Genomic DNA, 11,169 nt, shown 5'->3' on the forward strand with positions numbered 1-11,169 from the left:
TTAATTCACGGTTGCAGCACCGACGACACCAGCAGCTGCGAATAGGGATGCTGCGGGTCATCAAGGATCTGATCGGTCAGCCCCGACTCCACGACCCGGGAACGCCGCATTACCATCAGCCGATCTGCCAGCAGTCGGGCCACGGCCAAATCGTGGGTGACGATCACCACCGCCAAATCCAGCTCACGCACCAGACCGCGCAACAGGTCGAGCAAACGCGCTTGCACCGACACATCGAGGCCGCCAGTCGGCTCATCCATGAACACCAGGCGCGGACCGGAGACCAAATTGCGAGCGATCTGCAGGCGTTGCTGCATACCACCGGAAAAGGTCCGTGGCAGGTCGTCGATGCGCAGCGGATCAATTTCCACTTGGCTCAGCCAGTCAATCCCGGCCGCCCGCAATTCGCTGTAATTGCGCACGCCTTGAGCCATCAGACGCTCGCCAATATTGGCCCCGGCTGAGACGCCCATCCGCAGGCCGTCGCGCGGACTTTGCTCAACGAAACCCCACTCGGTGCGCAGCAAGGTACGGCGTTCGGCTTCACTGGCGCTGTAGAGGTCGAACCAGTCGCCTTCCTTGCGGCGATAGGCAATGGCGCCGCTGTCCGGGGGGCTACGACCACTGAGCAAAGACAATAAAGTCGATTTTCCCGAACCGGACTCGCCGACTATCCCCAGCACTTCACCGGGATACAAATCAAAATCGACGCCTTGGCAGCCCTTCTCAGCGCCGTACAAACGCGTTAAGCCACTGACTTTGAGCAAGGGTTGCGCACGGTCTGTCTGGCGGTCGTGCAGGGGCAATTTTGCTGGAGTGTTCATTGAGCCGCCTCCTGTTCGATGCTGCGCTGGGCGCAATAGTCGGTGTCGGAACATACGAAGCTTTGGGTGCCTGCGTCATCGAGAATCATTTCATCGAGGAACGACGCTCGGCTGCCGCAAATGGCGCAGCACTCTTCCCATTTCTGGATTTCAAACGGGTGGTCTTCAAAGTCCAGACTCACCACTTTGGTGTACGGCGGCACCGCGTACAGGCGCTTCTCACGGCCAGCGCCAAACAGCATCAGTGCCGGGCTCATGTCGAGTTTCGGGTTGTCGAATTTAGGATTGGGCGACGGGTCCATCACGTAACGGTCATCGACCATCACCGGATAGGCATAGCTGGTAGCGATGTGGCCAAAAGTGGCGATGTCCTCGTAGAGTTTTACGTGCATCACCCCGTAATCGTTCAGCGCATGCATGGTCCGGGTCTCGGTTTCCGACGGCTCGATAAAGCGCAGTGGTTCCGGGTTTGGCACCTGATACACCATGATTTGATCAGCGTGCAGCGGTGTTTCCGGAATTCGGTGACGGGTCTGGATGATCGTCGCTTGGGGCGTGCGCTCGGTGGTGGCGATGCCCGCCGTGCGGGCAAAAAAGCGTCGAATCGACACGGCGTTGGTGGTGTCGTCCGCACCCTGATCGATGACTTTGAGCACGTCGTCCGCACCTAGAATCGCCGCAGTAACTTGCATCCCGCCGGTGCCCCAACCGTAAGGCAGCGGCATTTCGCGGCCACCAAATGGCACCTGATAACCCGGAATCGCCACCGCTTTAAGTAGCCCACGACGGATCATGCGTTTGGTTTGCTCGTCCAGATAAGCAAAGTTGTAAGCCTCGTCCCGCGTGGGGCGGGCCGGCATCTGGTTGCTGCTCATTGCAGATTCTCCTGGGCGGCAGGCTTGCGCAGTTTGCGGATCAGTTCCAGCTCAGACTGGAAGTCGACGTAGTGCGGCAGTTTCAGGTGAGAGACGAAACCGGCTGCTTCAACGTTGTCGCAATGGCTAAGCACGAACTCTTCCTGCTGCGCGGGCGACTCGATTTCTTCGTTGAACTCAGCGGCGCGTAACGAGCGGTCCACCAGTGCCATGCCCATAGCCTTGCGCTCGGCTTGGCCAAACGTCAGGCCATAGCCCCGAGTGAATTGCGGCAGTTCAGTGGGCGAACCGACGAACTGGTTGACCATCTCGCACTCGGTGATTTCAATGCTGCCGATGTTGATGGGAAAACCCAGCTCTTCCGGTTCGATCCAGACCTCAACCTCGCCGATGCGAATCTCTCCGGCGAACGGGTGATTGCGGCCATAACCGCGCTGCGTGGAATACCCCAGCGCCAACAAGAAACCTTCATCGCCACGGGCCAATGCCTGCAAACGCTGGGCACGGCTGGATGGGAACTCCAAAGGGTTACGCGTGATGTCAGCAATCGTCTCGTCGCTACTGGCTTCATCCTTGACCAAGCCTTCTTTGGCTAGCAAACCCAGCACCCGCGGGCAAGCTTCCAGCCGTGCGCCCGCCTCCACCTGAGGCCCCGGCTGTTCGCCTTCGGCCAATAAAGCAAAGTCGAGCAAGCGATGGGTGTAATCAAAGGTGGGACCGAGCAACTGGCCGCCCGGCACGTCCTTGAAGGTCGCCGATAAACGACGGCTCAGTTGCATGTCCGACGTATCAATCGGCAGGCTGCCGGCAAAGCGCGGCAGCGTGGTCCGATAGGCGCGCAACAGAAAGATTGCTTCAACCAAATCTCCCGCCGCCTGCTTGATCGCTAAGGCCGCCAGTTGCTCGTCATACAGCGAGCCTTCACTCATCACCCGCGCCACGGCCAGAGGCAGCTGCTGACGAATTTGTTCGACGGCCAACTCAGCAATAGAAGTGTCGCCCCGGCGTCTTTTTGCCAACAGACGATGGGCGTTGTCGATGGCCTGTTCGCCACCTTTGACGGCTACGTACATCAGGCAAACTCCTCGGCCACAGTGTTGGTTTGCGCCACGCTCACCCGAGTGCTGCGCGGCAGGCCGATAACGCTGCTGCCTGCGAGGAAGAACGCGTCCAGTCCACGGGGAAAATCATTGCGGGCGTCGCGCTCGCCCCAGAAGCCGGCAGCCAAGGGCAATGCCACCTGGTTTTCGCTTTGGATACCCGGGCCGCGCCAAGTCAGGTGGGGGCCGCCATCCAACTGGTCCAGCTGAATCAACAGCGTGCAGGACTGGTCCGGGTAACGATCATTGCCCAACTCGAAACCATGCAGGTCACTCAACTCACTGTCGTCGAGCAAGGCAAAGCGCGCCTGCTCACGGGTGCCGACAATCGGGCAGCCGCAGTGAAAGGCCAGGTTGGCGCGAATGATCGGGGTATCAAATGCCGGCGCCAGCCACAACGGCGTGTCCACATCCAGCAGCGCCAGGCACAGCGCGTAACTGGCAGGCGCCAAGCCCTCCAGCGGCGGCGCGTTCATTGGCTGGACAATGCCGGGACCGGCCAGGGCTTTGAGGGCTGCGCGAAAACTGCGCACCGAATCCAGCACCGAGTCGGCGAACGCCGGTTGCAATAGGGTTGCATTCATCAGTCTTCTCCTCGCACCAGGGTGAAGAACTCAACCTTGGTGGCAGCGGTTTCGGCTTCTTTGACGGCGCGGCGCGCGGCATGCGCATGGGCCAGGGGTTCGATCAATTCACTTAACCAACGCAACTGTTGCGAGCCCTGCAAATGCGCATCGGCCAGCGCGGCCAGCTCGGCGTGCAACTTGTCGCGCCCGGCGAGGTAGCTGAAACCGGTGCGGCCATCAGCCAACCGCACAACGCAGCGGGTGACGCTCATCTCGCCGACGTTAAACGGCGCGCCGGTCCCGCCCATGCGGCCACGGACCAACGTCATGCCAATTTCAGGGGCGCGGATCAGTTGGTAGTCGGTGTCGCGTAAGGCGGCTTCGTGATGACTCAAATCGGCAAGTCGGGCGTGAGCCAACACGCTGATCCACTGTTGACGGGCGGTGGTCGCGGCTACAGGAGCGGGATTCATCTTCGACATCTCCATCGGGCTGTTCATTGGGACTCTTTAATCAGGTCAGGACTTGATACTGAAAGCGGTCCGATCGGCTGGTGGACTGAGCAAGCTCCACCGGTTGACCGGATCGATCACGAGAAAGGGTGAGGACGCTCAGCACGGGCAAGTGTCGGGGCATCAGCAACAAACCGGCTTCTTCACGGCTCGGCAGGCGTGCGCCGATCAGGCTGAAGGTGCGGGTCAACGGCAGATCGTGATCGGCGAAAAACTGCCGCAGCGAACCACCGCTATAGGCCGCCAGCATCTCGCTACGGCTGGCGCAATAACGGTGACGAATCAGGCTTACTGGCTGGCTGTCGACTAAGCGCAAGGTTTGCAGCTCAATGAGCGGCGCCTGATCGGCCAGCCCCAAATGGGTAGCTTCATCGCGATTGGCGAGGCAGATCCGCCGCTGCAATAAACGCGCTTCGACTCCGTGGCCCAAGGCCGAGACCGATTGGCTGTAGGCGCTTTCGGCGGCCATGGGATAGATCAAGCGGCGTTCCAGCACCTGCGTGCCTTTGCCCTGCTTGCGCAGCAGGCTGCCTTCTAAGACCAACTCGTCGATGGCACGCCGCACGGTGTGACGGTTGACCGAAAACCGCGCGGCCAGGCGGATTTCTGCGGGCAGGTAATCCCCCGCCTGATAGTCGTCCAGCTCCCTGCGCAAGGTGTCGGCCAGCTCGCGGTAAACCGGTTCAATTTGTCTAGACAAGTGCATGGTTAAAAAAAGCGCCGTCAGGCACCGCCTCCGTTAAATGAACTGTTTGCGCAAGCGTTGCGACAGGATGTCGATCACGCTCACCACCAAAATAATGATCAGCAAGACAGCGCAGGTTTGGGTGAACTGAAAGGAGCGAATGTTTTCCCAGAGGATCACGCCGATGCCGCCGGCACCGACCATCCCGACCACCGTCGCCGAGCGCACGTTGGACTCGAAGCGATACAACGCGTACGAAATCCACAGCGGCAATACTTGCGGGATCACCCCGTAGATGACTTCTTGCAACGCGCTGGCACCGGTGGCCCGCACCCCTTCAACCGGACCGGGGTCGATGGCTTCAACCGCTTCGGCAAACAGCTTGGCGAGCACACCGGTGGTGCCGATCCACAACGCCAATACCCCGGCGAATGGCCCCAGACCTACCGCCACCACGAACAACATGGCGAAGACCATTTCGTTGATTGAACGGAACGCGTCCATGACCCGGCGTACCGGCTGATGAACCCACCACGGGGTGATGTTCTCGGCACACAGAATGCCCAGCGGCACCGAACAGATAATCGCCAGGACCGTGCCCCATACGGCGATCTGCACCGTGACCAGCATTTCCTTAAGGTAGGAACGCCATTCGTGAAAGTCAGGCGGAAAAAAGTCGGCAGCGAAAGTCGCCATGTTCCCGGAGTCGCGGTAGAGCGCCAGCGGATTCATTTCGGCGCCGTGCCAAGACCAGACTAACAAGGCGAGGACCAGGCCCCAGCCGATATAGCGCGGCCAGGTGCGTTTGCCGACGGCGTCGACGTATGCGGCATGGGTAGTCATAAAAAACTCTCGACACTTCAAGCATTCAAAGGCAGCGACCGCCCGACACCGTCCTTGGTGTCAGGTCATCCGGCATTAACCGGCGCTGGCGGTGTTCTTCTTATCAAGCTCGGTAATGCGCTGTTGCAGCTTGGCCAGACTGCTGTCGAGGTCCTTCAGACGCTCTGTCTTTTCCTTCTCGTCCAGCGTGGTGCTGGCGACGACTTCGTTACGCTGCTTGAACAGTTCAAGCTGACGAATTGGCAGCAATTGATCGTCGGAAGACGGTAAGAACTTGCCCAACTGCATATCCTTGAGCACCGCCTTTTCGTGATCGGTATCGCCGTAGGTGGCGAAGAACTCACGAATCTTGGCTTTGTCGGTGTCCGACAGGCCCTTGTTCCAAACCATCGGGTCGGCTGGAATCAACGGCGACTTCCAGATCACTTTGAGCAACGCGGTCTTGTCCGGCTGCGTAACGGCCAAGCGGTCCCAGCTTTCGGTGTTGAAGGTCGCGACATCGAGTTGACCTTTTGCCACGCTCAGGGCGTTCACTTCGTGGCTCGAATTCAAGGTGCGCTTGAACGCGGTGGCCGCATCAACATGGTTCTTGGCGAAGACGTAATAGCCAGGAACCAAGTAGCCGGACGTCGAGTTGGGATCGCCGTTACCGAAGGTCAGGTTCTTGGCGTTTTTCAGCATGTCTTCGACAGAGTTGATCGGGCTGTCCTTGCGCACGATCAACAGGCTCCAGTAGCCCGCAGCACCATTGGCGGCGGCGGTCTGGGCGAAGATTTCGCCGTTGGAGCGGTCCACGGCCTCCATCGCGCCTTTGTTGCCCAACCAGGCGATATCGACCTTGTTGAAGCGCATGCCCTGAATCAAACCAGCGTAATCAGAGGCGAAGGTAGCGTTGACTTTCAGACCGGTTTTTTTCGACATATCGTCGAGAAACGGTTGCCAGATGCTCTTGAGGTTGGTCGATGACTCGGTGGACATAAGGCCGAAATTGATGACTTTCTCTTCAGCCTGAGCGGTGCCTAGACAGAAGGTGGCCAACAAAGCGGCAGACGCAAAAACGCGACCGATACGATTCAACATGGGCAGGTTCCTGGGAGAGAAAGGGTCAGTTGGGTGAGTGAAACGGCAGCGTTTTCCGGCCCGCGATCACGCTCGGGCAAGGGCCAGCTTTAGCGGTTTTTCGGCGTTTCGCGCCGTGTCGGAGAACAGCAGACTGGTGTCCAGGTCCGCGCCGTACAGGCCGTTGAGAAACTCGGTACTAAGCGCCTCGGCGGCGCCATCAAAATGGATGCGGCCACCTTTGAGGGCCACGGCGCGCTGGCAATAACGCACGGCGTAATCCACTTGATGCAGGGTGACAACCACGGTTTTCCCGTCGCGGCGATTGATGTCAGCGAGAATTTCCATGACGTTGCGTGCGGATTCGGGGTCCAGCGAGGCAATCGGTTCGTCGGCCAGAATCACTTCGGCGCGCTGGGTCAAAGCACGGGCTATCGCCACGCGTTGCTGCTGCCCGCCCGATAAGGTAGAGGCGCGCTGAGCGGCAAAGTCGGCCAGGCCAACGCGGTCCAGAGACGCCATCGCCCTCTGTTTTTCCTCGGTGCTAAACAACCCCAGATTGCCGCGCCAGCTTGGCATGCGACCCAGGCAACCGAGCAACACGTTGTCCAATACGCTGAGGCGGTTGACCAGGTTGAACTGCTGGAAGATGTAGCCAATATCAGAGCGCAGCCGACGAACATTGCCATTCAAACGTCCGCACGCTTGCACTTCACGCCCCAATACCTGAACGCTGCCGCCGTTGTGTTTGTCACAGTGGACGAGCCCCGCCATGTGCCGCAACAGCGTGGACTTACCAGAGCCAGAAGCACCAATCAGCGCAACCATTTCACCGGGTTGTATAGACAACGCAAGATCGATCAACGCGGTCTTGCGAGCAAAAGTCTTGTTCAGACGGTCGACATGGATAGCAGCGTTCATGGGCTTTTCTCTGTCTGGTTGAACAGCCTTTGCACGGCTGCGTTCGAGTGCTTCAGACAGTAGAGAGCCTGTGTTTCAGACCTATGAACTGCGGATGACAGTACGGTAACGGTAGGCTTACGGTTTGAGGTTGGACTCGATGACGGTGCGCCGTGCCAGTTCTGGCGTATCAGCGTATGGTTCTGAAAGCCCCGACTGACGGGGCTTCTTGTTGAGAGGGAGAGTCAGCGATATGCACGCCGCGCCGCGCTTTAATGTCCTGTTAATTATGTTACTAGGTGTTTTGCCGCTGGTCGCACAGGCCACTTCCACCCCGCGACCGACCCCGCAAGCTGCGTCCGAACCCACCTTGGCGGACAGTGGATCTGCTCATTATCGGTTCGAGCGATTGCACGTTGGTTCCACCGACGGCAAACGCCGCTACCGCCTGGATCTGGCCATACCCCGCCGCGCGCCACCTGCGGCAGGTTACCCGGTGGTCTATTTACTCGACGGCAATAACGTCATGGCGGAACTGCGTGATGATTGGCTCGCTGAACTGGATGCGGGCAATCCGCCGCTGCTGGTTATGGTCGGGTACGACATAGAAGGGCGCTACGACATGGACCTGCGAACCCGTGATTACACCGGAGTCGGGTCGGCGGATTTTTTGAAAACCCTCATCACCCAGATCAAACCGCTGGTTGAAAAACAGCAAGCCATCGACCGCCAGCAGCAGATGCTGTGGGGCCATTCATTTGGAGGGTTGTTTGTGTTGTACGCACTGTTTGAACAGCCGCAAGCATTTCAAACCTGGTTCGCGGCCAGTCCATCGCTTTGGTATCAGCCAGAAACCTACGCCAAAGGCATGGGGTTTACCGGCATTGCCCAGGGATCAAAACGACGGGTGATGATCATGCGCGGTTCAAAAGAAGGCAGCCCACCGGTTAAATCATTTGATGGCGGCTCGCTGGAGCGAAGAAAAGCCATGGCGGCGGTACCGGTGGACGCCAATCGACAGGTCGCAGCGCACCTGGCGACACAGCCTGGACTGACCGCGAATTACCAAGAGTTCGAAGGGTTGGCCCATGGCGACATGTTTAATGCCGCCCTTTATCCAGCGCTGAGAATGGCGGCAGGGTTGAAGTAAAACCGCGTTATTGATGCGCCTTCTGTAGGAGCCGACGTGTTGGCGAAGCGGTGTATCCGCTCTCGCCAACACGTTGGCTCTTATCAAACTACTTTTTAATTTTTTAAAAACAACGGGTTGGCGCTGTATTTTGTGTGTATATCCGGCATTTGTGGTTGCTGAAAGTAGGGTTTCGCTTTTACAGCGAGTCACCTTTTTCAAACGCCAAAAAGGTAACCCAAAACGCTTGCCCCACCATGCGGGACCTCGCTTAGGCTCGGTCTTCCCTCACTCCGGCGTTGCTCCGGGGGTCGCCGTGAGCGGCCGTCCCTGGCCGCGCACGGCTTACTCGGCATCCTTGCCTCGTTACCCCCTGCGCAACGCCTGCGATCGGCCGCATGGTTTCACGGGGCCTCTTTCCGTAATTTGATATTCAATTCACGGGCGATCTACAGGCGGGCGACCATCTGTAGGAGCCAATTGTTGGCGAAGGTCCTTCGGCCCTTATCGCAGCCTTCGGCAGCTCCTACAGAAATCTGCGCAGCGCCAGAATCTGTGGGACCGAATTTATTCGGGAAGGCGCCAGTCCTGACACCCTGCAAACTCAAACCACACAAAAAGTGCCACACAGTTTGTTGTGCGACAGCGCGGCGTCGAAGACGTGGCGGACCCTCCTACAGAGAGGCGAGCGATCACTTATATCCGAAACGTCCCGACCAAATGCTGCAACTTGGTCGCCTGTTCTTCCAAATCCGCACAGGCCTCCAGCGTCAATTTCAAGTTATCGACCCCCGCCTGATTCAACGTGTTGATCTGCGTAATATCGACATTAATCGACTCGACCACTGCCGTCTGTTCTTCAGTAGCCGTGGCCACTGACTGGTTCATGCCGTCGATTTCACTGATACGCCCGGTCACGCTGCTCAACCGATCACCGGCCTGGTTAGCGATGGTGACGCTGGTCTCGCTCTGGCGCTGGCTTTCGGTCATGGTCACCACGGCTTGCTTTGCGCCGACTTGCAGCTCTTCAATCATCTTCTGCACTTGCTGCGCCGAATCTTGAGTGCGGTGTGCCAGGTTACGTACTTCATCAGCGACTACGGCAAATCCTCGGCCCGCTTCCCCTGCCCTCGCCGCTTCGATGGCCGCGTTCAGCGCCAGCAAATTGGTCTGCTGCGAGATGCTGGTAATGACCTCAAGAATCTGCCCGATATTGACCGTCTTGCCATTCAGGCTTTCGATATGGGTGCACGATTCGCTGATGTTGACCGACAGCAGATTCATCGCCTGAATGGTCTGCTGCACAACTCTTTGACCATCGCCCGCGAGCTGGCTGGCGTCGCTGGAATGCTGCGAAGCCAAGGCGGCGTTCTGCGCAATTTCTTGGGCGGCGGCTCCGAGTTCGTTGATCGCGGCCGCCACGCTGCTGGTGCGATTGGCTTGCTCATCGGAGCTGACCATCGACGAGTTCGACGCACAGACCACCCGTGCGGCGACTTCACTGAGGTGCGCTGCGGTGCCTGCCACTTCACGAATAGAACCGTGAATCCGTTCGACAAAGTGGTTGAACGACTCCGCCAGCGCGCCGAACTCGTCCTGAGCCTCAATGGCCAAGCGTTTGGTCAAATCACCTTCACCGTCAGCGATGTCACGCATGGCCCGGCCCATCTGATGCAACGGTTGCATCAGCGCTCGAATCAACAGGCCCAGCAGCAGCACCACGACCAGCACAATGATGATCATCGCGGTCAGTGCCGAGGTACGAAATTCGCTGAGCATCGAATACGCGGCATCTTGATCCAGCACCAGTGCCACGTACCAGTTCGCCGACGAGAGACCTTCAACGTGGGTGAACGAGATAAATTCGGACTTGCCTTGAACGGTAACCTCGACCACCCCTGGGGCTATTTTCGGCGTGCCAACCGGGTACGCTTCGCTGAGGTTTTTCAGTACCAGCTTGCTGTCCGGGTGAATCAGAATCTTGCCGTCGCCACTGACGATAAACGCATAACCGTGACCGCCAAAGTTCAGCGAGTTGATGGTATTACTGATGCTGTCCAGAGCAATGTCAGCGCCGGCCACACCGACGAATTGGTTGTCGTGCTTGACCGGTAAGGCCAAGGTAACCACCAACTTTCCAGATGACGCGGCAATGTAGGGTTCAGTCACGACAGTGCTTTGCGCACTCACCGCCGCTTTGTACCAACCCCGTTGGCGCGGATCGTAATCACTCGCCCGATTGCCCGCGGGTACGGAAAACATCACGCCTTCGCTAGAACCGAAGTAACTCAACTGAAAGTTATCGGCGTACGCAGGCAGACCCACCGTGCGCTGAAGGGTAGGGATCGCCGTGCCATCGACGGCAATCTGTTGCGCCATGGATTGAAGCAATTGGGTTCGGCTTTCCAGCCAGGTCTGAATGTTATGGGTGGTCAGATTGCCCAGTTGTTGCAGTTCCGAAAATACATTGGCCTTCAGCGTTTCACGTTGTCGGTAGTCGTTTACAACAATAAAACAGGAAAACGCGACCACAATAATTAACGTGGCGGCCAGCAGGATTTTCCTGCTGAAGCCCATATTTCTGATCATTTGAACTGCATCCGGGAAAAAGACAGCAATGGCGAGTGCGCAAACTATGCGCACGCGAAGATTACGATGCAGCGTTGTACGGACTTA

Annotated in this window: 11 protein-coding genes and 1 pseudogene; 1 reads left to right on the forward strand and 11 read right to left on the reverse strand. The window is 58.3% G+C overall.

Going from position 1 to position 11,169, the window contains the following annotated elements; genetic code table 11:
* Positions 1–5: 5 nt before the first annotated feature.
* From phnK to phnC, 9 genes are all read right to left on the reverse strand, one after another.
* Complete coding sequence (phnK, locus tag RHM65_RS21615; protein WP_322168995.1) at positions 6–824, reverse strand: phosphonate C-P lyase system protein PhnK; 819 nt, start codon at positions 822–824, stop codon at positions 6–8.
* Positions 821–1,699, reverse strand: a complete 879-nt coding sequence (locus RHM65_RS21620) for an alpha-D-ribose 1-methylphosphonate 5-phosphate C-P-lyase PhnJ (RefSeq protein ID WP_416194764.1) — start codon at positions 1,697–1,699, stop codon at positions 821–823. The genes phnK and RHM65_RS21620 overlap by 4 nt, the downstream gene beginning before the upstream one ends.
* Complete coding sequence (locus tag RHM65_RS21625) at positions 1,696–2,772, reverse strand: carbon-phosphorus lyase complex subunit PhnI (RefSeq protein ID WP_322168992.1); 1,077 nt, start codon at positions 2,770–2,772, stop codon at positions 1,696–1,698. Before RHM65_RS21625 ends, RHM65_RS21620 begins: the two co-directional genes overlap by 4 nt.
* Entirely contained in the window at positions 2,772–3,383 is a 612-nt protein-coding gene (gene phnH / locus RHM65_RS21630) for a phosphonate C-P lyase system protein PhnH (RefSeq protein ID WP_322168989.1), read from the reverse strand. The genes RHM65_RS21625 and phnH overlap by 1 nt, the downstream gene beginning before the upstream one ends.
* A complete protein-coding gene (gene phnG / locus RHM65_RS21635; protein WP_322170861.1) occupies positions 3,383–3,838 on the reverse strand; it encodes a phosphonate C-P lyase system protein PhnG in 456 nt (151 codons plus the stop codon). Before phnG ends, phnH begins: the two co-directional genes overlap by 1 nt.
* Positions 3,839–3,878: 40 nt before the next feature.
* A complete protein-coding gene (gene phnF, locus RHM65_RS21640; RefSeq protein ID WP_322168986.1) occupies positions 3,879–4,583 on the reverse strand; it encodes a phosphonate metabolism transcriptional regulator PhnF in 705 nt (234 codons plus the stop codon).
* 33 nt (positions 4,584–4,616) lie between these two features.
* On the reverse strand, positions 4,617–5,405 hold the full coding sequence (phnE, locus tag RHM65_RS21645) for a phosphonate ABC transporter, permease protein PhnE (protein WP_322168984.1): 789 nt from the start codon (positions 5,403–5,405) through the stop codon (positions 4,617–4,619).
* 75 nt (positions 5,406–5,480) lie between these two features.
* A complete protein-coding gene (phnD, locus tag RHM65_RS21650) occupies positions 5,481–6,485 on the reverse strand; it encodes a phosphonate ABC transporter substrate-binding protein (RefSeq protein ID WP_322168981.1) in 1,005 nt (334 codons plus the stop codon).
* Positions 6,486–6,551: 66 nt separating this feature from the next.
* The gene (gene phnC, locus RHM65_RS21655; RefSeq protein WP_322168978.1) at positions 6,552–7,385 is read right to left on the reverse strand and encodes a phosphonate ABC transporter ATP-binding protein; all 834 of its coding nucleotides are present in this window, start codon (positions 7,383–7,385) and stop codon (positions 6,552–6,554) included.
* Positions 7,386–7,617: 232 nt separating this feature from the next.
* On the opposite strand from phnC, the gene RHM65_RS21660 reads away from it, so the two are divergent.
* A complete protein-coding gene (locus tag RHM65_RS21660; protein ID WP_322168975.1) occupies positions 7,618–8,514 on the forward strand; it encodes an alpha/beta hydrolase in 897 nt (298 codons plus the stop codon).
* 675 nt (positions 8,515–9,189) lie between these two features.
* Here RHM65_RS21660 and RHM65_RS25505 read toward each other — a convergent pair.
* The gene (locus tag RHM65_RS25505) at positions 9,190–9,954 is read right to left on the reverse strand and encodes a methyl-accepting chemotaxis protein (protein ID WP_416194793.1); all 765 of its coding nucleotides are present in this window, start codon (positions 9,952–9,954) and stop codon (positions 9,190–9,192) included.
* Between the two features lie 93 nt (positions 9,955–10,047).
* Positions 10,048–11,082: pseudogene (locus RHM65_RS25510) on the reverse strand (cache domain-containing protein); the annotation flags it as partial.
* Between the last annotated feature and the right edge of the window lie 87 nt (positions 11,083–11,169).

The sequence above is a fragment of the Pseudomonas sp. CCI4.2 genome (assembly GCF_034350045.1).
In the GTDB taxonomy this organism is placed as follows: Bacteria; Pseudomonadota; Gammaproteobacteria; order Pseudomonadales; family Pseudomonadaceae; genus Aquipseudomonas.

Bases quoted from the DNA above. Each gene is read 5' to 3' on its own strand.
- phnE (WP_322168984.1), bottom strand. From the start codon at position 5,405: ATGACTACCCATGCCGCATACGTCGACGCCGTCGGCAAACGCACCTGG.
- phnG (WP_322170861.1), bottom strand. From the start codon at position 3,838: ATGAATCCCGCTCCTGTAGCCGCGACCACCGCCCGTCAACAGTGGATC.
- RHM65_RS21625 (WP_322168992.1), bottom strand. From the start codon at position 2,772: ATGTACGTAGCCGTCAAAGGTGGCGAACAGGCCATCGACAACGCCCAT.
- phnF (WP_322168986.1), bottom strand. From the start codon at position 4,583: ATGCACTTGTCTAGACAAATTGAACCGGTTTACCGCGAGCTGGCCGAC.
- phnH (WP_322168989.1), bottom strand. From the start codon at position 3,383: ATGAATGCAACCCTATTGCAACCGGCGTTCGCCGACTCGGTGCTGGAT.
- phnK (WP_322168995.1), bottom strand. From the start codon at position 824: ATGAACACTCCAGCAAAATTGCCCCTGCACGACCGCCAGACAGACCGT.
- RHM65_RS25505 (WP_416194793.1), bottom strand. From the start codon at position 9,954: ATGGTCAGCTCCGATGAGCAAGCCAATCGCACCAGCAGCGTGGCGGCC.
- RHM65_RS21660 (WP_322168975.1), top strand. From the start codon at position 7,618: ATGCACGCCGCGCCGCGCTTTAATGTCCTGTTAATTATGTTACTAGGT.
- phnC (WP_322168978.1), bottom strand. From the start codon at position 7,385: ATGAACGCTGCTATCCATGTCGACCGTCTGAACAAGACTTTTGCTCGC.
- RHM65_RS21620 (WP_416194764.1), bottom strand. From the start codon at position 1,699: ATGAGCAGCAACCAGATGCCGGCCCGCCCCACGCGGGACGAGGCTTAC.
- phnD (WP_322168981.1), bottom strand. From the start codon at position 6,485: ATGTTGAATCGTATCGGTCGCGTTTTTGCGTCTGCCGCTTTGTTGGCC.